20 protein-coding genes are annotated in these 24,986 nt (G+C 43.2%); 1 reads left to right on the top strand and 19 read right to left on the bottom strand.

The genetic code is table 11. The annotated features are described in order from the left end of the window. The first annotated feature begins 141 nt into the window (after nucleotides 1-141). Nucleotides 142-3,642: an LPXTG-anchored beta-N-acetylhexosaminidase StrH gene (strH, locus tag SORDD16_RS07315; RefSeq protein WP_061452928.1), complete on the top strand. Its 3,501-nt coding sequence runs from the start codon at nucleotides 142-144 to the stop codon at nucleotides 3,640-3,642. Nucleotides 3,643-3,699: 57 nt separating this feature from the next. On the opposite strand, the gene purB is transcribed toward strH, so the two are convergent. The 19 genes from purB to SORDD16_RS07215 form a co-directional block, all read right to left on the bottom strand. After that, nucleotides 3,700-4,998, bottom strand: a complete 1,299-nt coding sequence (gene purB / locus SORDD16_RS07310) for an adenylosuccinate lyase (protein WP_061452927.1) — start codon at nucleotides 4,996-4,998, stop codon at nucleotides 3,700-3,702. Nucleotides 4,999-5,218: 220 nt separating this feature from the next. Next, complete coding sequence (locus SORDD16_RS07305; protein WP_061452926.1) at nucleotides 5,219-6,319, bottom strand: DGQHR domain-containing protein; 1,101 nt, start codon at nucleotides 6,317-6,319, stop codon at nucleotides 5,219-5,221. A gap of 42 nt (nucleotides 6,320-6,361) precedes the next feature. Beyond that, nucleotides 6,362-6,934: a hypothetical protein gene (locus SORDD16_RS07300; protein WP_128973490.1), complete on the bottom strand. Its 573-nt coding sequence runs from the start codon at nucleotides 6,932-6,934 to the stop codon at nucleotides 6,362-6,364. 108 nt (nucleotides 6,935-7,042) lie between these two features. Beyond that, nucleotides 7,043-8,134: a 5-(carboxyamino)imidazole ribonucleotide synthase gene (gene purK / locus SORDD16_RS07295; protein WP_061452924.1), complete on the bottom strand. Its 1,092-nt coding sequence runs from the start codon at nucleotides 8,132-8,134 to the stop codon at nucleotides 7,043-7,045. Beyond that, the gene (purE, locus tag SORDD16_RS07290; protein WP_000165788.1) at nucleotides 8,121-8,612 is read right to left on the bottom strand and encodes a 5-(carboxyamino)imidazole ribonucleotide mutase; all 492 of its coding nucleotides are present in this window, start codon (nucleotides 8,610-8,612) and stop codon (nucleotides 8,121-8,123) included. The genes purK and purE overlap by 14 nt, the downstream gene beginning before the upstream one ends. Nucleotides 8,613-8,801: 189 nt before the next feature. Next, complete coding sequence (gene purD / locus SORDD16_RS07285) at nucleotides 8,802-10,064, bottom strand: phosphoribosylamine--glycine ligase (protein WP_061452923.1); 1,263 nt, start codon at nucleotides 10,062-10,064, stop codon at nucleotides 8,802-8,804. A gap of 121 nt (nucleotides 10,065-10,185) precedes the next feature. Further along, nucleotides 10,186-11,733 carry a bifunctional phosphoribosylaminoimidazolecarboxamide formyltransferase/IMP cyclohydrolase gene (purH, locus tag SORDD16_RS07280; protein WP_061452922.1) on the bottom strand — a complete coding sequence of 516 codons (1,548 nt, stop codon included), beginning with the start codon at nucleotides 11,731-11,733 and terminating at the stop codon, nucleotides 10,186-10,188. 15 nt (nucleotides 11,734-11,748) lie between these two features. Next, nucleotides 11,749-12,294: a phosphoribosylglycinamide formyltransferase gene (gene purN / locus SORDD16_RS07275; protein WP_061452921.1), complete on the bottom strand. Its 546-nt coding sequence runs from the start codon at nucleotides 12,292-12,294 to the stop codon at nucleotides 11,749-11,751. After that, a complete protein-coding gene (gene purM, locus SORDD16_RS07270) occupies nucleotides 12,291-13,313 on the bottom strand; it encodes a phosphoribosylformylglycinamidine cyclo-ligase (RefSeq protein ID WP_061452920.1) in 1,023 nt (340 codons plus the stop codon). The genes purN and purM overlap by 4 nt, the downstream gene beginning before the upstream one ends. 226 nt (nucleotides 13,314-13,539) lie before the next feature. Next, nucleotides 13,540-14,982 carry an amidophosphoribosyltransferase gene (gene purF / locus SORDD16_RS07265; protein ID WP_061452919.1) on the bottom strand — a complete coding sequence of 481 codons (1,443 nt, stop codon included), beginning with the start codon at nucleotides 14,980-14,982 and terminating at the stop codon, nucleotides 13,540-13,542. Nucleotides 14,983-15,077: 95 nt separating this feature from the next. Then, nucleotides 15,078-18,803, bottom strand: a complete 3,726-nt coding sequence (locus SORDD16_RS07260; protein WP_061452918.1) for a phosphoribosylformylglycinamidine synthase — start codon at nucleotides 18,801-18,803, stop codon at nucleotides 15,078-15,080. 56 nt (nucleotides 18,804-18,859) lie between these two features. Beyond that, a complete protein-coding gene (gene purC, locus SORDD16_RS07255; RefSeq protein WP_061452917.1) occupies nucleotides 18,860-19,567 on the bottom strand; it encodes a phosphoribosylaminoimidazolesuccinocarboxamide synthase in 708 nt (235 codons plus the stop codon). A 167-nt stretch (nucleotides 19,568-19,734) separates the two neighbouring features. After that, nucleotides 19,735-21,084 carry a competence pheromone export protein ComB gene (gene comB, locus SORDD16_RS07250; RefSeq protein ID WP_061452916.1) on the bottom strand — a complete coding sequence of 450 codons (1,350 nt, stop codon included), beginning with the start codon at nucleotides 21,082-21,084 and terminating at the stop codon, nucleotides 19,735-19,737. A 12-nt stretch (nucleotides 21,085-21,096) separates the two neighbouring features. After that, entirely contained in the window at nucleotides 21,097-23,250 is a 2,154-nt protein-coding gene (comA, locus tag SORDD16_RS07245; RefSeq protein WP_061452915.1) for a peptide cleavage/export ABC transporter ComA, read from the bottom strand. 165 nt (nucleotides 23,251-23,415) lie between these two features. Beyond that, nucleotides 23,416-23,610: a hypothetical protein gene (locus SORDD16_RS11955; RefSeq protein ID WP_061453024.1), complete on the bottom strand. Its 195-nt coding sequence runs from the start codon at nucleotides 23,608-23,610 to the stop codon at nucleotides 23,416-23,418. A gap of 239 nt (nucleotides 23,611-23,849) precedes the next feature. Next, nucleotides 23,850-24,059 carry a hypothetical protein gene (locus SORDD16_RS11945; RefSeq protein ID WP_241734035.1) on the bottom strand — a complete coding sequence of 70 codons (210 nt, stop codon included), beginning with the start codon at nucleotides 24,057-24,059 and terminating at the stop codon, nucleotides 23,850-23,852. 23 nt (nucleotides 24,060-24,082) lie between these two features. After that, the gene (locus SORDD16_RS11940) at nucleotides 24,083-24,298 is read right to left on the bottom strand and encodes a hypothetical protein (protein WP_061452913.1); all 216 of its coding nucleotides are present in this window, start codon (nucleotides 24,296-24,298) and stop codon (nucleotides 24,083-24,085) included. Between the two features lie 3 nt (nucleotides 24,299-24,301). Next, a complete protein-coding gene (locus SORDD16_RS07220) occupies nucleotides 24,302-24,484 on the bottom strand; it encodes a Blp family class II bacteriocin (protein WP_009729537.1) in 183 nt (60 codons plus the stop codon). A gap of 24 nt (nucleotides 24,485-24,508) precedes the next feature. Beyond that, a complete protein-coding gene (locus SORDD16_RS07215) occupies nucleotides 24,509-24,700 on the bottom strand; it encodes a class IIb bacteriocin, lactobin A/cerein 7B family (RefSeq protein ID WP_061452912.1) in 192 nt (63 codons plus the stop codon). Nucleotides 24,701-24,986 lie beyond the last annotated feature (286 nt).

Genomic DNA, 24,986 nt, shown 5'->3' with positions numbered 1-24,986 from the left:
ATTTTCTTCTAAATCTTATCATTTCCTCTATTTATTATAGTTCCTATATAAAAGCAATTGACTTTTCCCAGTTTTCATTTTAAAATAAAGTTAGTTTTGTGTAAACGCTAACAAACACGATGACAACAAGGAGGTTTTATCATGAAACTAGAAAAGAAACAGCGCTTTTCCATTCGTAAGTACGCAATCGGAGCCGCTTCTGTACTCATAGGTTTTGCCTTTGGTGCCCAGACCGTAGCTGCCGACGGAATTGCTCCGGCTCCAATAGCTGAAGAAACCGTTCAAACTGTCCAGGAGAGTCCACAAGTAGTTGAAAAAACTGTAGACTCCAAGATTCCAGAAAAACTGGAAGAAAAGGCTGACAAGCCTATAAAAGAGGAGGTCAAAGAAGACAAGGAGGCTCCTCGAACAGTCACTCCAACAACAGAAGAGTCAAACGCACCAGTTGTGACAGAAAATGCTACTCCAACTCCTACTGCTGAGAAAGAAAGCCCTGCCCCAGCTGAAACTCCTGCTGAAAGTACTCCTTCAGAAAAGAAAAATGAAGCCGTCACACCTGCAGCAACCACTCCTAGCACTGAACGGGTAGCTGAAGTTAATGAAAAATTAGCCAAAAAGAAAATTGTGTCGATTGATGCTGGACGCAAGTACTTCTCTCCAGAACAACTCAAGGAAATCATTGACAAGGCCAAACACTATGGCTACACTGATCTTCATTTGTTAGTTGGGAATGACGGACTTCGTTTCATACTAGACGATATGACCATCACAGCTAACGGTAAAACCTATGCCAGTGATGATGTCAAACGTGCTATCGAAAAAGGAAATAACGCTTACTACAATGATCCAAACGGTAATCACTTGACAGAAAGTCAAATGACAGACCTCATCAACTATGCCAAAGAAAAAGGAATCGGCTTTATTCCTACTGTCAACAGCCCTGGTCATATGGATGCCATTCTCAATGCCATGAAAGAGCTTGGTATTGAAAAGCCTAATTTTGACTACTTTGGTACAGAATCTGCCCGTACTGTAGACTTGGACAACGAACAAGCCGTCGCCTTTACCAAGGCCTTAATTGACAAATACGCAGCTTACTTCGCTGAAAAATCCGAGATCTTTAACATTGGTTTAGATGAATACGCCAACGATGCAACTAATGCCAAAGGTTGGCAAGTTCTTCAAGCAGATAAATACTACCCTGGCGAAGGCTTCCCTGAAAATGGCTATGGGAAATTTATCAACTACGCTAACGACCTTGCTCGTATCGTCAAATCTCATGGTCTTAAACCAATGGCATTTAATGATGGTATCTACTATAACAACGACACTAGCTTTGGTACTTTTGACAAAGACATCATCGTTTCTATGTGGACTGGCGGTTGGGGTGGTTATGATGTCGCTTCTTCTAAATCCCTAGTTGAAAAAGGACACCAAATCATCAATACCAATGATGCTTGGTACTATGTTCTCGGACGCAACGCTGAAGGGCAAGGCTGGTACAACCTTGATCAAGGTCTCAATGGTATCAAAAACACCCCAATCACCTCTGTACCAAAGGCTGATGGGGCAGAAATTCCTATTCTTGGTGGAATGGTTGCTGCTTGGGCAGACACCCCATCTGCACGCTATTCACCATCACGTCTCTTCAAACTCATGCGTCACTTTGCCAATGCAAATGCTGACTACTTTGCAGCTGATTATGAGCCTGCTGAGCAAGCCCTCAAAGACGTACCAACAGATCTTAAACGCTATACAGCTGAAAGTATCGCGACTGTGAAAGAAGCTGAAAAAGCCGTCCGTTCACTAGACAGCAATCTCAGTCGCGCCCAACAAGACACGATTGACAAGGCTGTCTCAAACTTGACAACTGCTATAGAAAAGCTCACCCTTACTCCAGAAGCTCAAAAAGAAGAAGACGCTAAACGCGAAGTTGAAAAACTTGCTAAAAATAAAGTTATCTCAATTGATGCTGGTCGTAAGTATTTCTCACTTGATCAACTGAAGCGAATCGTTGACAAAGCTAGCGAACTAGGTTACTCAGATATCCACGTTCTTCTAGGGAATGACGGACTTCGCTTCCTCCTAGATGACATGACCATCACTGCCAATGGCAAAACCTATGCTAGTGACGATGTGAAAAACGCTATTATTGCAGGAAACAAAGCCTACTACGACGATCCAAATGGTACTACTCTCAGTCAAGCTGAAATTACCGAATTGATTAACTACGCAAAATCAAAAGGTCTCGGACTTATCCCTGCTATTAACAGTCCGGGTCACATGGATGCCATGTTAGTTGCCATGGAAAAACTCGGTATTCAAAATCCACAGGCTAACTTCAACAATGTTTCCAAAACGACCATGGACCTCGAAAACGAAGAAGCCCTAAACTTCACCAAGGCTCTCATCGGTAAATACATGGACTTCTTTGCTGGGAAGACCAAGATTTTCAACTATGGTACAGACGAGTACGCAAATGACGCAACCGATGCACAAGGTTGGTACTACCTTAAATATTACGGACTTTACGGTAAATTTGCGGAGTATGCAAACACCTTGGCTGCCATGGCAAAAGAACGTGGTTTGCAGCCAATGGCCTTCAACGATGGCTTCTACTATAATGATGAGGATGAAGTCGAATTTGATAAAGATGTTTTGATCTCTTACTGGTCTAAAGGATGGTGGGGTTACTACCTCGCATCACCAGAATATCTGGCAAGCAAGGGCTACAAATTCCTCAACACCAACGGTGACTGGTACTATGTCCTAGGCAATCATCAAAAAGATCAAGCCTACCCATTACCAAAAGCACTTGAAAATTCTGGCAAAGTACCATTTAATCAACTTGCTTCTACCAAGTATCCAGAAGTAGACCTTCCAACAGTCGGAAGCATGCTTGCTATTTGGGCTGACAAACCAAGCGCTGAATACAAGGAAGAGGAAATCTTTGAACTCATGACTGCCTTTGCAGATCACAACAAAGACTACTTCCGCGCTAACTACAATGCTCTCCGTGATGAGCTGGCTCAAATCCCTGAAAACTTAGAAGGTTACAGCCAAGAAAGCCTTGCAGCACTCCAAACTGCCAAGGATGCTCTCAACTACAACCTCAACCGCAACAAACAAGCAGAATTAGACGCTCAAGTGGCCAACCTCAAAGCTGCGCGTCTCGGTCTCAAGCCAGCTGCAACTCACTCAGGAAGTCTGGATGAGCACGAACTCGCTCCTGCTATCGAAAACAAACCAGAACTCATCATAAGAACTGAAGAGATTCCGTTTGAGATTATCAAAAAAGAAAATCCAAATCTCCCAGCAGGTCAGGAAAAAATTATTACAGCAGGTGTAAAAGGCGAACGCATTCTCTATGTTTCTGTCCTTACAGAAAATGGTCAAAAAACTGAAACCATCGTTGATAGCCAAGTAACAAAAGAAGCTGTCAAACAAATCGTTGAAGTCGGAACTGCTGTCGTAAATCAAGCAGACGTCGAACATACAAATAATAGCAAGGGGGAACAAGCAACCAAAGCAGATGAAAAGAAACTCCCTGAAACAGGAAGTCAAGACTCTGCAGGTTTGGTCGTAGCAGGACTCATGGCCACACTAGCAGCCTACGGACTCACTAAGAAAAAAGAAGATTAAACCTCTTCGATAAGCATACAAAAAAGCGAGATTGATTCTCGCTTTTTATTGTTAGGATTAGTCACCTAAACCGATACGTTCAAAGATATCATCCACACGTTTGGTGTAATAAACTGGGTTAAAGATCTCATCAATTTCCTCTTGAGTTAGGCGTGATGTCACTTCTGGATCTGCTTCGAGAAGCGGTTTGAAGTCTACTTGATTGTCCCAAGAGTAGGCTGTTTTTGGTTGCACCAAGTCATAGGCTTGCTCACGGGTCATGCCTTTTTCGATCAAGCTCAACATGGCACGCTGGCTAAAGATAAGACCAAACGTAGAATTCATGTTGCGGATCATGTTTTCTGGGAATACCGTCAAGTTCTTGACGATATTTCCAAAACGGTTGAGCATGTAGTCGATCAAAATAGTCGTATCCGGTGTGATGATACGCTCAGCTGATGAATGGGAAATATCGCGTTCATGCCAGAGAGCGACGTTCTCATAGGCCGTCACCATGTGACCACGGATAACACGCGCCAAACCTGTCATGTTCTCAGAACCGATTGGGTTGCGTTTGTGAGGCATAGCCGATGAACCTTTTTGCCCTTTAGCAAAGAACTCTTCCACTTCGCGCTGCTCAGACTTTTGCAGACCACGGATTTCTGTTGCCATACGCTCGATGGAAGTCGCGATGCTGGCAAGAACTGCAAAGTACTCAGCGTGAAGATCACGAGGAAGGACCTGTGTAGAGATTTCTTGAGCACGGATGCCCAGTTTGTCACAGACGTATTTTTCCACAAATGGTGGAATGTTGGCAAAGTTCCCAACCGCACCAGAAATTTTACCAGCTTCCACACCAGCAGCCGCATGCTCGAAACGCTCGATATTGCGCTTCATTTCGCTGTACCAAGTCGCCAATTTAAGACCAAAGGTTGTAGGCTCCGCATGCACCCCGTGAGTACGACCCATCATGATTGTAAACTTGTGCTCTTTGGCCTTGTCAGCGATGATGTTGGTGAAGTTTTCAAGGTCACGACGGATGATGTCGTTGGCCTGCTTGTAGAGGTAACCGTAGGCAGTATCCACCACGTCGGTAGAAGTCAAACCATAGTGGACCCACTTGCGCTCTTCACCAAGCGTCTCAGAAACCGCACGTGTGAAAGCCACCACATCGTGGCGCGTCTCCTGCTCAATCTCCAAAATACGGTCGATGTCAAAGTCCGCCTTCTCGCGAATCAAAGCCACATCTTCCTTAGGGATTTCCCCCAATTCAGCCCATGCCTCATCAGCCAAGATTTCCACCTCAAGCCAAGCACGGTATTTATTTTCTTCACTCCAAATGTTCGCCATCTCAGGGCGAGAGTAACGGTTGATCATGTTGTTAATTTTTCCTTTCTTTTTATCTTCATCTTATATCTAGTAATCTATCAAAGTAGATAAACTCATTCTAATTTAAACAAAATCAGTGCTCTATCTATGACTACGATTCATTCAAAAACAGTATTTCATATTAAAAACTAAAATAACAATTCGAAAAGACTTGTCAACTATTTTATTTTTTTCTTATAGGATATTATACACTCGATTATATTAATCATTATGTTTTTTTGCCTGTTAAAGTATTTAATGCTGTTTTCACTCCCGCCCTACTTGATCCGATAGTATTAATATCTAATTTTTCAAAGAGTAATCTGGATTGCAATTCAACTACTAATTCATCTTCACTTAGATCTGTTAATTTTGAAAAATTATCTTTAAATAAATATTTAAACACGTCAAATGCCAATATAAAACCTACTGTCTTCTTAAGTGTTTTTTGATATAAATTATTCTGATTTAAAGATCGTATCCAAGAATTTAAATATTTAATTAATAATTCTGAAAGAGTTTCAACCTGGTAGGTTAAAAGAAAGTCTCTTAACAACAATTCATCATTCTTCTCTGGTGAGTAACCACCTATGAGCAGTTTATTATCTTCTAATACGTCTTTTGAAACCAGAGGTATTATTTGCTCAACAAGTGTAGCTTGAGAAACAATTTCAGCATCTGTTTTATAGCCCAACATCTTCACTTTTCTTCTCATTAATGATTTTGGGGAAGAATTTATATTATTAACCACCTCATGAGCAAATTTTTCCACAGTGATATCGTCAGATAATCCGTATAAGTCATACACTAAAGATTTAGACACTGGCTTTTGATGTCTATTTATAGCAGTAAAAATTTTGGCATCCTCATAATTTTCAGTATCAAAGACAAATAAAACAGATAATTCAAAATCCTCCTTATTCCCTCCCTTGTTTTCCATGTACTTTTCTATACCAGCCAATCTATGTTGTCCGTCTACTATTGAAAAATAAAGATTATTTTTTTTTATTTTTTCACTATCGACTAACAAAAATCCATTTTCAAGTGACAAAAAATCATTCTCCAAGGATTTTCCTTTATCATCATAAAAACTAATTACATTACTTTTGGCAGAAACAATTATTGGAGTAGGAAACATAGCAGATTCATCCTCACAAAATTTTGCAATATCTTCGATTCTTTTTTGACTGAGTAAGCGTTGAATTCCTGTTGAATTATACGGTGTTCTGACATTTGATTGACTGATTGGAATTAACTTCGAAGCCAACATCTTACTTAAGTAAAATTTTCCTGCCGGTTGTTTTATTGAAGTAAATCTATACTTTTCCATATTAATCTTCGCTTTCTGTCAAACTAGCTTGAATTTGGGTTACTAATTTAAAATACCTAGAGGCAAAACTGTTGGTATCGATAAAAATTCCTTTAAATCTCTTATCTTTTCTTTATCTATAGATGAAGAAAACTCATCACCAATTTCTTTTAAGCTTTTAAAATAATTATTATCTATCTTATTTAATTTATCTTCCATACTGTTAATTTCGTCGCAATTTAAAGGAAAAGGATTAGTTTGTGAAGTTTTTTGAGAAATTTTTTCTTTTGTACTTACTCTTCCTCTTACAAAATAAACAGTTTCTTGTTGAAATTTTTTAAACTTTGCTAAAGAATCCTGTGCATTTTCAATAGTATTAGGTAGCATATTAGAATTGCGATTGCTTCCATTTTGGATATTATAATATTTTTCTATATTTTTTATACTATTTCTAACGTCAGATAACTCATTCTCGATAGTCTTAATAAACTGTTCTACTTCAGATTTTTCAATTTTCCTATTTTCTAATTCAGTTTCAATTGCCTTATTTAAATCAGAATTTAGATTAAAACGATCCAATACAATAAAACTCATTATAAATGCTGGAACTGATAACATGATTGAGACCCATTCCATATTAGACTTCCACTGCACAGTAATAAGAGATGAAAACAATATTATTCCCAAGATGATAAGGAGCTGTTTCAAATTTTTTCTAATAAACGTTATCATATTTTATACCTATTAAAATATATATCCTTTCCCAAACTCAACCACATTATCTGGTTCATCACTAAACAAAGTCACATGTCCCATCTTGCGGTTGTGCTTTGCTTCTATTTTACCATACATGTGGAGGTGGGCGCTTGGATTTTCTGTGACATATTTTTCAGCGACCTTGACATGCTGGCCGAGAACATTGAGCATAACGGCTGGCGCATGTAGTTTGATGTTTGGCAATGGTGCTCCTAGAACGCCTAAAATATGGGTGTCAAACTGCGAGAAGTCGCAAGCTTCAATAGAGTAATGCCCAGAGTTATGTGGACGTGGCGCGATTTCGTTGACAATGATATCGTCAGCTGTCGCAAACATTTCCACACAAAGTGTACCAGAGAGGTTCAGCTGTTCTGCAATTCGCTCAGCCATAGCTTTGGCCTTGTCTGCTAGATTTTCCGAAATGCGAGCTGGCACAATGGTCTTAGATAAGATGTTGTTTCGGTGGATATTTTCCTGAACTGGGAAAACCGTCACATCCTTGCCATTTCCTGACACGATGACAGAAATCTCAAGGTCAAAGTTGACGAATTCTTCCAAAACACAGTCTGCTGAGTCGGCTAGTGCACGGGCCTCTTCCAAGTCTGCTTCCGAGCGAATAACCTTTTGTCCATGACCATCGTAGCCACCAGTCGCAGTCTTGAGGACATAGTTTTTGGAGAGGTCGATATCTGCCAAGTCTTGGCTTGAAGTCACAACCTTGTAGGGTGCAACTGTCACTTGTGCCTTATTTGAGAGAAAGTCCTTTTCAAAAATGCGATTTTGTGAAATACGAAGTAGGTCCGTTCCTTGAGGGAGTTGACCATCCTTGATAACGGCATCCAAACCGTCAGCATCGACATTTTCAAACTCATAGGTGAGGACATCGCAACGCTCAGCCAACTGACGGAGGGCATCCACATCGTTATAAGGAGCTACGATGATTTCCGCCACTCGAGAGGCCGGGCAATCCGCCGCAGGATCCAGTGCGATAACCTTGTGCCCCATGTAGATAGCAGAAATGGCCATCATCTGACCCAGCTGACCGCCACCGATAATTCCGATTGTTTTAGATGAGCTCATTTGTAGACTCCTCTGCGATTTTTCCTTGTTCTTCTGCAAAATCTGCCAATGCTGTCGCAATAGCCTGATCCTCTACTGAGAGGAGACGGAGGGCAAAGAGAGCGGCGTTAGTCGCACCAGCTTCACCGATCGCCATAGTCGCAACCGGTACGCCACCCGGCATCTGCACGATAGAGTAGAGCGAGTCCACACCACTAAGAGCGCGCGACTTGACAGGCACACCGATGACAGGCAGGGTCGTTTTGGCTGCGACCATGCCCGGCAAATGAGCTGCCCCGCCAGCACCTGCTATAATGACCTTGATACCACGGCTACGAGCTTCCTCTGCATGGCGGAACATGAGGTCTGGTGTACGGTGGGCAGAGACAACTTTCTTTTCGTAAGCAACGCCGAAGCGGTCTAGGACTTCGGCTGTTTTTTGCATGGTTGCCCAGTCGGATTTTGAGCCCATGATGATGGAAATTACTGGTTTAGTCATATTTTTTCCTTTTTTCTTTTTTGATAATGGTCTTAGGTGGTGGGGACGGAAGCAAACCTTCGGTTTCATTCCTAAACTTTGAGCCTAGGGTCTCAAAGTTTCCCCCGACCAGAACATTTACTGTTCTGGTCTTTTCACCACGGCGACCATTATCGTATTTGGCGACTTCGTCGCGTTATTCTTATATCGTTACTTAATTGCCTTGCTTCCGATATCAGTTCGGTAGAAGAGGCCTTCTGTGTTTTGTTGGGAGAGTTCTTGGTAGATGGTTTCTTGGGCTTCTTTGACGGCATCTGCTGTGGTGACAAGCATATAGACACGTCCGCCATTTGATAGCAATGCTCTGCTATTTTCCGCAAACCTAGCCCCTGCATAGTAGGTGATAATGTCGCCTTCGGTCTTGGCTGGAAGCTTGACGCCTTTTTCATAGTCTAGCGGGTAGCCCTTGGATGCGACAACCACACCCAGCGTTACACCTTTGTCCGTCCACGTGATGTTTGGCTCCTTGCCATCGAGGATATCCGTGATATTTTGCGCAAAGTCAGAGGTCAAACGAGGCAAGATGATTTGCGTTTCAGGATCTCCAAAACGAGCATTGAACTCAATGACTTTCGGACCGTCAGCTGTCAAGATAAGACCGGCGTATAGGACACCAAGATACGGACGACCTTCTTTAATCATCCCTTCAAGGACTGGCTTGACAATGGTGTCAACCGCTGTGGCAACCACACTCTGTGGCAAGTGAAGAACTGGCGCATAGGCACCCATCCCACCTGTGTTAGGCCCCTTATCGCCATCATAGGCCCGTTTGTGATCCTGAGCCGTTGGCATGATGTAGAACTTGTCCCCATTGACAAAGGCAAAGAGTGAGAACTCTTCTCCATCCAAGAACTCCTCGATGACCACACGCGCACCTGAATCACCGAATTTATTGTCCAAAAGCATCTCATGAGCGGCTTCGACTGCTTGCTCAACCGTTTCAGCTACAACGACACCCTTCCCAAGCGCCAAGCCATCCGCTTTAACTACGATAGGAGCGCCTTTCTCCTCGATATAAGCCTTAGCTTCCTCGAAATCTGAAAATGTGCCGTAGGCTGCTGTCGGAACGCCGTATTTGACCATTATTTCCTTAGCGAAATCCTTGGACCACTCCAGCTCCGCTGCATCCCTAGTCGGACCAAAAGCCTTGAGACCAGCTCTGTTAAAATCATCCACGATACCAGCCGCAAGGGCATCATCTGGACCGATAAAGGTCCAAGCAATATCGTTGGCTTTTGCAAATTCAATTAACTTAGAATGTTCGGAAATAGAAATATCCACTAATTTCAGACCATCTAGAGTCATCCCGTCATTTCCTGGAGCTACAAAGACTTTTTCAACATCTTTTGATTCAAGCAACTTTTTGGCAATCGCATGTTCACGACCACCCGAACCGACAACTAACAGCTTCATCTTTCAACCTCTTTTGCGAATTATTTACTAATATTATATCACAAACGTTCGTTTTAATCTCGTTCCGCTCCGCGTTTTAGGCAAAAAAAGGAAAGAAACTGTTTTCTTTCCTTTTGTCTTCTTAATGTCTAAAATGTCTCACGCCTGTGAAAACCATGGTCAAGCCGTATTTATCCGCAGCTTCGATAGATTCTTGGTCACGGACAGAGCCACCCGGCTGGATGATGGCCTTGATTCCTGCTTTGGCGATTTCTTCCACGTTATCCGCAAATGGGAAGAAGGCATCGGAAGCAAGCACAGCACCATCAAGGCGGTCTTTGGCTTGGTCAATGGCGATGCGAACAGAAGCCACTCGGTTGGTTTGACCTGGCCCAACGCCAAGTGTCATGTGGTCGTTGGTCACAATGATTCCGTTTGATTTGACGTACTTGATAGCCTTCCAAGCGAATTCAAGAGCAGTCGCCTCTGTCTCAGTTGGTTGGCGCTTGGTCACCACTTGCCAGTCAGCTGGGCTTTCCTTGACCACGTCTTGATTTTGAACGAGGAGTCCACCAACAACACCTGTGTATTCTGCTTCTGCTTCACTGGCCTCTTGAGCGTCAAATGGCAAGGCAAGGATGCGCAAGTTTTTCTTCTTAGTTGTCAAGATTTCAAGTGCTTCGTCTGAGTAGCTCGGTGCGATGATAATCTCGAGGAAAACGCCGTGCATCTTCTCAGCTGTCGCAGCATCCACCTCACGGTTAAGGACGACAATTCCACCAAAGATAGACACTGGATCAGACTCATAAGCATAATCCCAAGCAGTTTCGATGTCATCAGCTTGACCGATACCGCACGGGTTCATGTGTTTGAGAGCCACAACGGTTGGACGGTCTTTGAAGTCACGGATAATACGAATGGCCGCATCCGCGTCGCGGATGTTATTGAAGGACAATTCTTTACCGTTGAGCTGTTTCGCTGAAGCAATCGAATAGTCAGTCGGCAAAGCTTTTTGGTAGAAGTCCGCATCTTGCTGAGGATTTTCCCCATAACGCATTGGTTGCTTGAGGTCATAGGTCAAGGTGAGCTTTTCAGGTTTTGTTTCACCCACTTGAGCTGTGAAGTATTCCGCAATCAAGGCGTCATAAGCCGCAGTGTGACGGAAAACCTTGGCTGCCAAACGTTGGCGCGTTTCGTAAGTCGTTTCACCATTGGCTGCCAATTCGTTCAAAATCACAGCATAGTCAGCAGGGTCTACCACAACTGTCACGCTGGCATGGTTTTTAGCCGCTGAACGAAGCATGGATGGCCCACCGATATCAATGTTTTCAACTGCGTCAGCGTACGTCACATCTGGTTTGAGAATCGTTTCCTTGAAAGGATAGAGATTGACCACCACAAGGTCAATGAGCTCGATCTGATTGTCCTTAGCAGCCTCTAAGTGACTGTCAAGATCACGACGAGCGAGGAGCCCACCGTGGATATTTGGGTGAAGGGTCTTGACACGGCCGTCCATCATTTCTGGGAAGCCCGTCACATCATCAATTGCAATGGTGTCCACCCCAGCAGTATCAAGGGCAACTTTAGTACCACCTGTTGAGATAATCTCCCAACCAAGTTTTTTGAGTTCTTGGGCAAATTCGACAATGCCCGCTTTGTCTGAGACGCTGATTAAGGCGCGTTTAGTCATGTTATTTCCTTTCATTTACTTATCCAACAATTCTCTAATAACTTCTGGATACAACCTGTACTCTGCCTCATGAATCCGTTCTTCAAAACTGTCGATGGTATCATCAGCCAGCCGTGGCACACGGACTTGCTTGATAATCTTTCCGGTATCTACACCGGAGTCCACCCAGTGAATGGTCACGCCACTCTCAGCAACACCAGCATTCCAAGCGTCCTCAATCCCATGAGCTCCCGGAAATTCGGGCAGGTAGGCTGGATGAATGTTGATGATTCGACCTTCATAGGCTGCCAATAAGGTGGGCCCAACGATTTTCATGTAGCCAGCGAGACAAATCAAGTCAATCTGGTGTTCTTGCAAGAGTTCGACTAGGGCTGCTTCGTAGTCTGCCTTGTTCTCAAACTCCTTGAGCTCAAAAGCATAGGACAAAACATCGAGCTTATCTGCACGCTCGAGCACATAGGCGTCACGATGGTCTGAAAAGACAAACTCCACCGGAAACTCTTCGGCAATCACCTGAAAATTTGAGCCATTACCAGAAGCAAAAACCGCTATTTTTTTCATTTGATGATGACACTTTCGTTTTCTTTCTTGACGATGCGACCAATTTCATAGACTGGTTCATCCAGCAATTCTTTAACGCGACCTACATTTTCAGGGCTAACTGCCAGCATAAGTCCCACACCCATATTGAAGATTTCAAACATTTCTTCGTGTTTGATTTCACCGTATTTCTCAAGAGCTTTGAAAATCGGAAGCACTGGAACTTTGCTTTCCTCAATCTCTGCCGCCAAGTCATCTGCAAACATACGTGGGACATTTTCGATAAAGCCACCACCTGTGATGTGGGCAATACCGTTGACCAACTCTTCCTTGATAAGTGGCAAGACAGCCTTGACATAGATACGAGTTGGCTCAAGAAGGACTTCTTTGAGTTGCTTGCCTTCCAATTCTGGCAAGACTTCCTCACCTGTGTAGTCGGCAAAAACACGACGCACGAGTGAGTAACCATTTGAGTGGATACCACTTGAAGCAAGACCGAGAAGAACATCACCTTCAGCTACTTTTGAGCCGTCAATGATTTGAGATTTTTCAGCCACACCGACTGCAAAACCAGCCAGATCGTAGTCATCTGCGCCATACATACCAGGCATTTCAGCCGTTTCCCCACCGATGAGAGCAGCGCCTGCCTGTACACAACCTTCTGCCACACCAGCAACCACTTGTTCTAGTTTAGCTGGTTCATTCTTGCCAGTCGCTACATAGTCAAGGAAGTAAAGAGGCTCCGCACCTGCAGCGATGATGTCATTAACACACATGGCCACACAGTCCTGACCGATAGTATCGTGCTTGTCGTACTTGATGGCCAACATGAGCTTGGTCCCGACACCGTCAGTCCCTGAGATCAAGACCGGCTCTTTGACACCTGTTTTTGAAAGGTCAAACATGCCACCAAAGCCACCTAGAGCTCCCATAACACCTGCGCGTTCCGTACGAGCCACGTGCTTTTTGATCCGTTCAACAACTTCATAACCGGCTTCAACATCCACACCAGACTGCGCATAAGCATTTTTATTCGTCATTTTATTCATTCCTTTTCTTTTTTTGAGAAAGACTGCGACGTATTTTTAGATAAACAATCATTTTATCTAAAAATACTAGTCAGGTCTCTAGCTTTGGTCCCATAGGACAAAGCGTCTACTGACAAACGCTTTAGCTTTTAGTCAGTAGTGAGACGTGGAGCGTATGCATTCTTATTTGTCATTTTTGTCTCCTCTTCCTTTCCTTTAATGGAGAGCCTTCTTCCGCTTATTTGTAAAAACTGGTCTTTTCATCCAAACTTCTACGATAGTCTTCCTCATAGTCGTAGAGAGGAGTTGGGTAGTCGCCGTCAAAGTAAGCGACACAGAGACCGCCATTGGGCGCATCTGTTTCAATCCCGATAGAGTTAATCAAGCCATCAATCGAAAGATAGGTCAGGCTATCCGCGCCAATGATTTGGCAGGTTTCTTCGACCGTATGATTGGCCGCAATCAGCTCCTGACGCGTCTGGATATCAATCCCGTAGAAACATGGATAAGCTAGCGCTGGACTTCCAATAGCAACGTGAACCTCGGACGCACCCGCTTCTTTCAAAAGCTGAACGATTCGGCGAGAGGTTGTCCCACGAACAATGGAATCATCAATCATGACCACACGTTTACCTTTGACAACACCTGAAACAGCAGACAGTTTCATCCGCACCCCTTGCTCCCGCAATTCTTGAGTCGGTTGGATAAAGGTGCGTTGGGTGTATTGGTTTTTGATGAGACCCATTTCATTTGGCAGACCAGACTCCTCCGCAAATCCCATGGCTGCGCTGAGTGAGGAATTGGGTACACCGACCACGATATCCGCCTCATGCTTGAATTCACGCGCCAGTTGAGCTCCCATTCTCTTACGAGCTGTATGGACGTTGACGCCATGGATATTAGAATCAGGGCGGGCAAAGTAGATATACTCCATAGAGCAAATCGCCAACTGTGTATCATCTGTATAGCTATCATACTGGATGCCCTTATCATCAATGATAACAATCTCTCCAGGCTTCAAATCTCGAAGCCACTCAGCCCCAATAACTTCAAAAGCACAGGTTTCGGAGGAAACCACTACCGCTCCATTAGTCATTTTCCCGATAGAAAGCGGACGAAAGCCATTAGGATCAAGGGCCGCAATCAACTTGTCCTCAAACAGTAAGATATAAGCAAAGCCACCTTTGACAAGACTGAGCGCTTCCTTGATTTTGCCCATCAAACTAGGATTGTGACTACGACGAATCAAATGAGCCAAGATTTCCGAGTCAGAGGTTGAGCTGAAAATAGCGCCTCTTTGTTCCAATTCTTTCTTGAGCGATTCGGCATTGGTTAGGTTTCCGTTGTGAGCAAGTCCAAACTGCATATCATGAAAGCGAAAGAGGAAGGGCTGGATATTATCCGCAGAAGCTTCTCCTGCAGTCGCATAACGCACATGTCCAATAGCAGCAGATCCTGTCAATTTATCCAAATTAGCTGGGTTTCTGAACACTTCTGATAAAAGCCCCATATCGCGATGACGCTTTAATGTCCCTTGGTCATTGGAGAGGATTCCTGCCCCCTCCTGACCACGGTGTTGAAGACTGTGGAGACCAAAATAGGTCAATTTAGCAGCATCTGGATGCCCCCAAATACCGAAAACACCACATTCTTCATTAAGAGATTTTACTTCGTATGTCATTTTTTATACCTAATTTTTATTTGTGTGTAGCACCGAGAGCTAGAGCTACATGACTTTTACATTACGGATATCATCTATCGGAAAAACCGCAAGTCTTATTTTCCAGTAAAGTATTTAACCGCCGACGCAAACAGGTGCTGATCTTTATTTCCTGGGATGTTTTGGAAAAGACCGTCCTCATAACGTTCCGAATGCCCCATCTTACCGATGATTTGGCCGTTCTTACTGGTGATTCCTTCGATGGCATTTACAGAACCGTTCGGATTGTATTTAGAATCCATGCTTGGTTTGCCGTCAAAGTCAACGTATTGGCTGAAGATTTGACCATTGTCACGGAGCTCCGCAAATTCCTCAGCTGTCACGACAAATTTACCTTCACCGTGTGATACTGGGATGGCATGGATATCACCAACTTCTACTCCGGCAAGCCATGGTGAGTTAGCGTTGGCAATACGTGTTTCAACCATCTTAGCCACGTGTTGGTTGGCATCGTTGTAGAAGAGGGTTGGACTCGCGCTACTTGCGTCTTCAAAGTTTCCGTATGGAAGAAGACCTGATTTGACCAAGGCTTGGAATCCATTACAGATACCGATAATCAAGCCACCACGAGCGATAAAGCTATCAATGGCTGCACGCACTTTTTCATTAAGAAGGATATTGACAATAAACTTAGCTGAGCCATCTGGTTCATCCGCAGCTGAGAAGCCACCTGCAAAGAAGAGGATGTTAGCCTTGCCAATATTGTCAACCATGGTTTCAACTGACTTGACAATAGCTTCTTCATTCAAGGTCACAAATGGCACCAAGTTAACCTCTGCACCTTCTTTTTCAAAGGCCTTAGCGGAGTCATATTCTGAGTTTGTTCCTGGGAATACTGGGATGTAAACCACAGGTTTTTCAATGGTTTCTTTGGCTTTGATGACTGCGTCAGAAACGACAGCTGGAACTTCTTCCAATTCTTTGGCTTGTGCAAATTCTGTTGGGTAAACTTCTTCCAGTTTCCCTTGGAAGGCACTGTCAAGTTTCTGTCCATCTAGCTTCACACCGTTGACAAGGAGTGTAAAGTCTGCGCTTGTTTGTCCAATCTTCTCTACTCCAGCAATTTCTTGAGGAGATGTGAAGACAAATCCGCCCAATTGAGCTGTCAAAGCTGTTTCAAGTTCAGGCAAGGTCACCTCTGCACCGATATGGTTCCCAAAGGTAGCAAGAGCCAAGCTTTCAAGGACACCACCATATTTGACAGCTGATGCAGATGTCACTTTGTGGCCAGCTTGGATGGCTTCAAACTGAGCAAAATTAGACTTAATCAAGTCAAAATCAATCTCTGCAGAGAGGGCTTGACCTGGGATGTAGTAGATGTTTTCACCAGCAGCTTTGAACTCTGGAGAGAGTACCTTACGGCTATCTGCCGTCGTCACCCCAAAGGCTACCAAGGTTGGTGGCACTGTCAATTCTTCAAAAGTACCAGACATAGAGTCCTTACCACCGATAGATGGCAAGCCAAGCTGGATTTGTGCTTCGATAGAACCTAGGAGAGCTGCTACTGGCTGACCAAAACGCTCAGCTTGCTTGTCCATGCGCTCGAAATATTCTTGGTATGAGAAACGAGCCTTAGACCAGTTTGCACCAGCAGCCACCAAACGAGCAGTCGCCTCAATAACCGCATAAGCCGCACCGTGGTATGGAGACCATTCTGCCACATAAGGGTTAAAGCCTTGAGCCATGACTGACGCAGTGTGAGTCACACCGTGTTGAACTGGCAATTTCTGCACAGATGCCTCAGTTGGTGTGAGTTGGTAGCGACCACCAAGTGGATGATTGACAGTTGAACGACCGACCGAGCAGTCAAAGATAGTCTGTAAGCCCTTTTGACTCGCATGGTTGAGGTCAGACAATACCGCAAGGGTATCAGCTTCAAGTGTGTCAGCGCTTGTTGTACGTTCTTCCGGAAGCTTGACATCCTTGTCTACCACCTTGGCATCGACGACCACACGCACACCGTTTGTATCAAGGAAACGACGTTCCAAGTCGACGATGGTTTCACCATTCCAGTGCATGACTAGATTTGGTTTTTCTGTCACTGTCGCCACCACAACAGCGTCAATATTTTCTTTGTTACATTCGGCAACGAAGGCATCTACGTCCTCAGGACGAACCACAACTGCCATCCGTTCTTGTGATTCAGAAATGGCAATTTCTGTACCGTTCAAACCTTGGTATTTAAGAGGAACCTTGTTGAGGTCAATTTCAAGACCGTCTGCCAATTCACCGATAGCCACACAGACACCACCAGCCCCAAAGTCATTGGATTTTTTAATGAGACGAGTGACATCGCCATTACGGAAAAGACGTTGAATCTTACGTTCTTCGATGGCATTCCCTTTTTGAACCTCAGCACCAGCCGTCTCTACAGACTCAACTGTTTGAACCTTAGAAGATCCTGTCGCACCACCAACACCGTCACGGCCAGTCTTGCCTCCAAGAAGGATGATCACATCTCCCCCTTCCGGTTTTTCACGGACCACATTTTCCTTAGGTGCTGCACCGACAACTGCACCTAGCTCCATGCGTTTAGCTACAAAGCCTGGGTGGAAGTATTCACGAACGTAAGTCGTCGCCAGACCAATCTGATTCCCATATGAAGAATAACCGTGAGCCGCTGTCTTCGAAATAACTTGTTGTGGCAATTTACCAGCACGTGTTTCCGAAATCGGTGCTGTAGTGTCGCCCGCACCTGAGATACGCATAGCTTGGTAAACGTAGGAACGGCCTGATAATGGATCACGAATAGCTCCACCGATACAAGTAGCCGCTCCACCAAATGGCTCAATTTCCGTTGGGTGATTGTGGGTTTCGTTTTTGAACATGAGGAGCCAAGGTTCCTTGACACCATCAACATCCACTTCGATTTCGACCGAGCAGGCATTAATTTCGTCAGACACTTCCATATCGTCCAAACGTCCATTAGCACGCTCATAACGACCAAAAATAGTCGCCATATCCATCAAGGTTTGTGGCTTTTCAGACCGACCTAGTTCCTCACGCATGGCAATATACTTATCATAAGTCGCCTGCAATTGCTTTTGGAATTTAGAAGCTGAGAAATCAATGTGTTTCAACTCTGTCTCAAAAGTCGTGTGACGACAGTGGTCAGACCAATAAGTGTCCAAAACCTTGAGCTCCGTCTCAGTCGGCACGCGCCCGATTGACTTGAAGTAGTCTTGGATAAAGAGCAAATCGTCCACTTCCATGGCCATCCCTTGCTCGGCCTTGTAGCGGGCAAAGTCTTCTGCCGTATAGCTTTCAAAGAAAGTCAATTTTGGAATGGTCTTGTCTGACTCTGAAAATTCCTGCTTGGCAATCCCTGTCGTGATGTCCTTGAAACGAGAATCCACTGGATTGAGCAGGTAGTTCTTGACCGCTTCTAACTCAGCAGCATCAATATCTTTATTAACTAAGTAAAGCTGGGCTGTGTTGACTGTCACATCACTCGAACTTCCCAGCAAAAGCAAGGCTTCTTGTGAGGAAGCCGCACGCTGATCAAATTGACCAGGCAGGCTTTCAATAGCAAAGAAAGCATAGTTAGCAAGATCCGCTTGCACAGCCGCTTCATCCAAGACATGGTCTGTCACTTGCTCAGAGAAGATGTGTTTTTCCGCAGGTGCAAACAAGTCCTCTGCCAAATCAAAGACATCATAAACCTGCACAATGCGAATACTTTTCAAAGTTGAAAGTCCCAAGTTGTGCTGGAGCTCCCTTACCAAACTCTCTGATTTAACCTGAAAATCAGCTTTTTTCTCAACAAAAATACGTTTATCCATCAATTCTTATTCCTTTATTTCAGCTCTTGCAATGTTCCCAAACGACCTTGAAGGTGTTATTTTAAACCTTGCAACTTTTCCCAGACAATCTCGTAAACATCCGTCAATTCACCTATACCTCTACGGAAAACATCCTTATCCATGTGGTTGCCATCCGCATCCCACAAACGGCAGTTATCTGGTGAAAACTCGTCTGCCAAGATAATCTTGCCATCCTTGTCAAAACCGAACTCCAGCTTAAAGTCAATCAATTTAAGACCAATCTCAGCAAACCAAGCTTTCAAGAGTTCATTGATACGACGCGTTTCTTCCTTCAAGTAAGCAATCTGCTGGTCATCCGCAATTTTAAGGAATTTCACATGCTCGTCATTGATAAAAGGATCATCCAAATCATCATTTTTATAGTAAAATTCGACAATCGGCGTTTCAAATGCAATACCTTCATCTACGCCAAAACGTTTTGAAAAGGAACCAGCCGTGTAATTGCGAAGGACAACTTCTAGAGGAATAATCTCAACCTTTTTATTGAGTTGTTCCGTGTCTGAAAGTTTCTCCACAAAGTGAGTCGCTATACCAGCAGCATTTAATTTCTCAAAAATAAAAGATGAAATCTGATTATTCAAAACTCCCTTACCCGCAATCTGCTCCTTCTTGACACCGTTGAAAGCAGTCGCCTGATCTTTGTAAGTTGAAATAATGAGATTTTCATCCTCAGTTGTATAGATATCCTTGGCTTTTCCCGAATAGATTAATTGTTTTGACATTTTAAAGTTCGCCTTTCGTATTACTTCAGCCTATTTTACCATAAAATGCCATGATTAGCAACGATTTACGAACGGAAGCTAGATTTTTACAGTTGAATATGAAGAAAAACAGCAAAATATACTCATTTTGCTGTTTTAAAAATATAATCAAGTCTAAAAAACAAACATTAATCTCTGTTTAAAAATTGATCCCAATAATAGCGCAAATAACTTTTCTTTCCTGTGATTAGCGTCAGACGTCCTTCTGAACCGTAGCGAAGCTCTTCTGCTTGTTCAGGAGTCAGACTTGTCTCCGCCTCTATCTTAAAGAAATTTCCCTTTTCAGTCTTGGTAGCTGTCGCATCAATATTCGTAATCGCAGAAACAAGAATAAGTTCTTTGTTGGCATCCTTGGTTGTAGTGAAGCGAACAGAATCACCTACTTTTAGCCTTGCAACATCTTTTGAGCTGAGATAAGCTGTGAGTTTGGTTTTGCCTTCTCTTTCTAAGGCCGGATACAGTTGGGCTAGCAGGGTTCCTTCTGCAACCATAGTAGAATCACTAGTCTCAGGATTAAGGTGAAGCACTCCATCCTCACTTGCTGTAATCTTCCCCTTATCTAGGAGACCTCCTTGGACTTTCTTACCCGACTCTGCTTCTAAAATTTTCTGATCCAAAAGGGTTAACTCCTGACCAACTTTGACTAGGTGCTGGGACTTGAGGGATTCAAGCTGACTATCCAGTCCGCTTGCGTAGGCTTGTTGAGCTCCAGATCCCGCATACTGCACACGATAAGTAGCTAAACTAGACTCTAGCTGGCTAATTTGGGCATCCACCTGTGCAATAACTTGCGATTTAGCTTGCGAATCTTCTCCAGCTTGGTTTTTATAGGTCTGATAGAAAGAGTAGGCTACATTTTGACTATCCAATTGAGCTCCTGTTTCAATCGCCGACTTAGCTGTTTTGTAGTCTCGGATTTTATCCTCTGTTTGGCTGATAAGATTGCCAATCTCGTCCTGGCTCTGACTTGCTGCCGCATTCTGCGAGGAGATACTGGCATTTTGCTGAGAAACATTACTTCTAAGACTACTAGCTTGGCTGAGATAGTCCCGAAACATCTCTTGGTAACCAAACTTATCCGCCTCTGGAAATTGATCACTCCCCTCTTTCAAACTGGATTGCAAATATCCTAACTGCTTTTTTTGATCCTTAAACATCTCCAACTGACTGGTGTATGCTTCAACTTGAACAGCTTCCGCCCCTTGCTGGTACTGAACCAGTAGATCTCCCTGCTTAACTAGTTTGTTTTCTTCTAGATAATTAGCCACAATGCGTTGATTACTAGTCGACTGGATGTTGGCAATGATCCGACTAGGTTCGACAGTCGCTCTGGTAGACAAACTAATCTCCTTCTCTGCAAAAACTGCAAATCCCAGTAGAAACACGAATAGAAGGAACATGGGTAAAATCACTCGACTGGAAAAATTATGGTAACGACGATGGTAAAACTCCGCACTTTCTAAAAATTCTGGTTTCATCTTCTCCTCTTTCTAGCTATTCACCAAATGGGCGTAAAATCCACCTCGAGCCAGCAAGTCTGCATGATTGCCTTCTTCAACAATCTTACCCTGATCCAAGACAACAACCTTCTCTGTCCTCTCAGCAATGGTCAAGCGGTGGGCGATGAAAATCAAGGTCTTGTCTAAAGCCATGAGATTATCGATAATTCGCTTCTCTGTCAAAATATCCAAACTGCTAGTCGCCTCATCCAAGATCAAGACAGGTGCATCCGTTAAGAGAGCACGCGCCAGAGCAATTCGCTGCCGTTGCCCACCAGAAATACCTACCCCATCCGCAGTCAATTCTGTCTGGTAATTCAGTGGCATGCGCTCAATATCTTCCCGAATCTCAGCCAATTCAACTGCTCGTAGAATATCCTCCTGTGTCGTCCCTTCCTTAGCCCCAAGGAGAAGATTCTCCAAAATCGTCCCGTTAAAGACATAAGGCTGTTGAGGCAGATAGTTAATGTACTGGCGCAAAGCTTTTTTATCAATCTGATTGAGATTGACACCACCCAGACTAATCTCTCCCTGACTTGGATCGTAAAAATTAACCATCATCTTGGCCAAGGTGGTCTTTCCCGACCCTGAAATCCCCACGAAAGCCATCTTAGACCCTTTCGGAATGGTCAAGTTGATATCCGACAAGACGTCACGACCATAGCCATACTTATAGTGAACCTGCTTAAAGGTCATCTCTCCTTTCATCATGCTCAAATCTTCGACTGTTTTCTTCTCCTCAAACTCCGAAGCTACCAGATAAACCTCATTTAAGCGATTATTGGCAACCTGCGCTGTCTGAAGTTTGGTTTGTAGATTGATGATATTTTCCAAAGGATTGGTAAAGTAAACAAGCAAAGTATTATAGGTAATCAGCTGGCCCAAACTCATTTTCCCATCCATGACGAGAATGGCTCCCAGCCAGAGAACGGCAACATTGAGCAGGAGCTGGGCAACTTTTTTCAGAGCCTTTTGCTGGCTTTCTGCCCGACTGTAGGTAAAGGATTTTTTCAGATAAGTCACAAATTCCTTATCAATCTTTTGATAGCGTGAACTTTCACTAGTCAAAGATTTAATGGTCTCAATACCGTTGATATCCTCGATGATAGAAGAAGACAGAACCGCATTAGCTTCCATGGTATCCCGATTCATCTTTTCAAACGGCTTCATAAAGGCAAAGATAATCACTGTATAGATGGGAAGCGCAAGTAGACTAATGAAGAAGAGCGTCATATTTTGTGAAAACAAGACCAGCGAGATAATCAAAATCGTCGACACATCTAGGAAAATCGACAGAATGGTCGAAGCTAGCGCGTCAATGATACTATTGGCATCTGTAAAACGCGATACGATTTCTCCTGTCCTGCGTGTCGCGTAAAAGGACATTGGCAGGTGAAAAACATGCTTAATATAAGACAAAATCACGTCAATCGACAAGCGTTGCCCAAGGATTAGTAGGAGATATTCCTGCGCGTAGGACAAAATCTGCTGGAGGATATAGACGATGACCAGCCCAATAGAGATGATGCCCAGCGTTGAGCGCATCTGGTCTGGCACGTAACTATCAATGATAGACTGCAGATAATAAGAACCTACAATGTTAATCAGGGTCACCAAGAGTGTCGCTAGGACGATATTGGTAATTAAGCCACGCTGTTTGAATAAGATTGGCAAGAAGGATAGGAGCCCCTGTTTTTTCTCCTTATGGGGTTTATAGTCTGGAGATGGCGCCATAAAGAGACTGATCCCTGTCCATTCTTGCGCAAATCGCTCACGGGAAATCTTGGTCATCTTGACACCAGGATCTGGATCAGCGATATGGATGGTCTTCTTATCCTGACCTGTCACCACATAGTAGTGGAGCAATTTCCCTTCCTTGAGCACATGGGCTACAAAAGGAAAAGTCAAATCAGGCAAATCAAAGAGCGTCATATCCGCCTTGATAGCCCGCGTTTCAAAACCAAGCTCCTCTGCTACCTTTACAAGACCCAAAGCAGTCGTCCCATCCATGGTCGTCTTGGCCAACTCTCGTAGACGAGCCAAGGAGTAATAACTACCGTAGTAGCCAAATACCATAGCCAAGGAAGCCACGCCGCAATCCATCTGATCCACCTGAGGGCGATAGTGTCTTTTCCCAAATTTCATATCTATCTCCTTTTTTCTAACAATCTCTTAAAAACTTTGTAAGATTATTTTAACCAAACAAGGAAGAAATAAGGGAATTATTTCTGAAAAAACAATATCCTCACCTGAACAGCACTTTTTGCCAAAGAAAATAGGCAGGACAAGAGTCCTGCCTAAATCATTCAATTACACAGATTTCTTACCTTTCCCACTTCTTTTGTGAATGGTGTATAAAACGATAAACGAAAACACAGGGGGTACCAGATAACTACTTTCACTCATTGTTACCTGGAAACCAAGAGTTGCTAGCATCGTAAAGCTGAAAATATTCATTAAAAATAGAAAAACAAATACAATAAAGGATTTTAAAATCTTATTCATTTCGGTCCTCATTTTTTTCTTTCTCCTTGGCTCCGATACAGTAAAATAAATACCACTAAAAACAAGGAAATCGTAGGTATATCAAAAGATTCAAACCATGTAGGTAGATGTATCTTGTTTATATCGGCCATGATTCTAATAATTAGATAAGCCATCGTGCTAAATAATACAGTGGTCTCTGGCCAAGCTTTTCCTAGTAATTGCACAACTTTCATCTCAAACTCCAATCTGATGGTCCATCAATTTCCACTCTTACTTTCTGTTATTTTGTACTTATATCCTAGATAAAACAAACCAAATAGAATCGGATAGGTTTCTGGATAAAACAAGGTATTGAGCGGTTTTTTCAAAATCAAATACGTGGCGATGTAGATAATGAGTGATACGGTAAAATATCCCTCAGCAAATCCTGATAAGAAAGGCGGAAAAACTCTGCCATTTACATGCACAAAATCCTTTCCATTCAGATTCATCATTTATAGTTTTGATTATTTTTCTTCAAATCCTTACAAAAAATACCAAAATAGCCTGCAGCAATCAAACCTATTAAACTCCATTGCCAATCAAAAGATACTAGCGAACCTATACGAATCAGATGAAGCGCGAGATTAAGAGCTATTGCCAACAAAGGAACTATAGTGGCTAGTTTAGGTAAGAGTGTATTGAGATTAAGGTTGTGATTGTTCATAATCTAACGCCCTCTATAGCCATTATACACTCCCAATCCAAGTGTACCTCCTGCTACAGTAGCCGCTGCTCCATAAGCTGCTACTGCTTTCCAGCCTACAAGCACTACCGTACCTATCGTTAATGTAATAACACCGCCTTGAACCTCTTCAAGTTCTTGAAAAGATAATTCTTGAAATTGTTTCATTGCTAAGCCTCCTTTCTAATCATATTAAGGTCGCAATGCTTTTCCAATAGCATATCCTGCTCCATAAAGAGCTCCTTCAATTGTAACCACAGCACCTGCTACTTTTCCTGCTAAAATAATTCCAGCTGCTGTAATAATCAATCCCCCATCCACATCCATCAACTCTTCTTCTGTAAGAGCTACAAAGTTCTGTTCCATTTTGTCAAAATTTGTCATCTTTTTTCTCCTTTATTTCTATTTTTTAGTTTACGACTTCTAGCTCTTAAACCATTTTAAAAACCAGATTGGATAAATTACTGAAATCTTTTTTCCTTCCTTTTCTTCTCACTTATCTATTCGAGAAGTGATCTAAAATGAACAGGCAAATTTCATTTATTTTAAATACCATTTGATCAACCATGGCAATAAGATTGGTAAATACATCGCGTAGTCTCCTTTCTTTTCTTCTCACCTATCTATTCGAAAAACAATTCGAAAATGAACAACTATTTCATTTTTATTT

The sequence above is a fragment of the Streptococcus oralis genome (genome assembly GCF_001578945.1).
Lineage (GTDB): Bacteria > Bacillota > Bacilli > Lactobacillales > Streptococcaceae > Streptococcus > Streptococcus oralis_Q.
Note: the sequence above shows the minus strand (reverse complement) of the source record. Positions and strands in the feature narration are given on the sequence as shown.

Bases quoted from the DNA above. Each gene is read 5' to 3' on its own strand.
- purF (WP_061452919.1), bottom strand. From the start codon at position 14,982: ATGACATACGAAGTAAAATCTCTTAATGAAGAATGTGGTGTTTTCGGT.
- SORDD16_RS07300 (WP_128973490.1), bottom strand. From the start codon at position 6,934: ATGGAATGGGTCTCAATCATGTTATCAGTTCCAGCATTTATAATGAGT.
- SORDD16_RS07220 (WP_009729537.1), bottom strand. From the start codon at position 24,484: ATGAAACAATTTCAAGAATTATCTTTTCAAGAACTTGAAGAGGTTCAA.
- purM (WP_061452920.1), bottom strand. From the start codon at position 13,313: ATGACGAATAAAAATGCTTATGCGCAGTCTGGTGTGGATGTTGAAGCC.
- SORDD16_RS11940 (WP_061452913.1), bottom strand. From the start codon at position 24,298: ATGAACAATCACAACCTTAATCTCAATACACTCTTACCTAAACTAGCC.
- purD (WP_061452923.1), bottom strand. From the start codon at position 10,064: ATGAAGCTGTTAGTTGTCGGTTCGGGTGGTCGTGAACATGCGATTGCC.
- SORDD16_RS07260 (WP_061452918.1), bottom strand. From the start codon at position 18,803: ATGGATAAACGTATTTTTGTTGAGAAAAAAGCTGATTTTCAGGTTAAA.
- SORDD16_RS11955 (WP_061453024.1), bottom strand. From the start codon at position 23,610: ATGAATAAGATTTTAAAATCCTTTATTGTATTTGTTTTTCTATTTTTA.
- strH (WP_061452928.1), top strand. From the start codon at position 142: ATGAAACTAGAAAAGAAACAGCGCTTTTCCATTCGTAAGTACGCAATC.
- purB (WP_061452927.1), bottom strand. From the start codon at position 4,998: ATGATCAACCGTTACTCTCGCCCTGAGATGGCGAACATTTGGAGTGAA.
- SORDD16_RS07305 (WP_061452926.1), bottom strand. From the start codon at position 6,319: ATGGAAAAGTATAGATTTACTTCAATAAAACAACCGGCAGGAAAATTT.
- purC (WP_061452917.1), bottom strand. From the start codon at position 19,567: ATGTCAAAACAATTAATCTATTCGGGAAAAGCCAAGGATATCTATACA.
- comA (WP_061452915.1), bottom strand. From the start codon at position 23,250: ATGAAATTTGGGAAAAGACACTATCGCCCTCAGGTGGATCAGATGGAT.
- SORDD16_RS07215 (WP_061452912.1), bottom strand. From the start codon at position 24,700: ATGACAAATTTTGACAAAATGGAACAGAACTTTGTAGCTCTTACAGAA.
- purH (WP_061452922.1), bottom strand. From the start codon at position 11,733: ATGACTAAACGCGCCTTAATCAGCGTCTCAGACAAAGCGGGCATTGTC.
- purE (WP_000165788.1), bottom strand. From the start codon at position 8,612: ATGACTAAACCAGTAATTTCCATCATCATGGGCTCAAAATCCGACTGG.
- comB (WP_061452916.1), bottom strand. From the start codon at position 21,084: ATGAAACCAGAATTTTTAGAAAGTGCGGAGTTTTACCATCGTCGTTAC.
- purK (WP_061452924.1), bottom strand. From the start codon at position 8,134: ATGAGCTCATCTAAAACAATCGGAATTATCGGTGGCGGTCAGCTGGGT.
- purN (WP_061452921.1), bottom strand. From the start codon at position 12,294: ATGAAAAAAATAGCGGTTTTTGCTTCTGGTAATGGCTCAAATTTTCAG.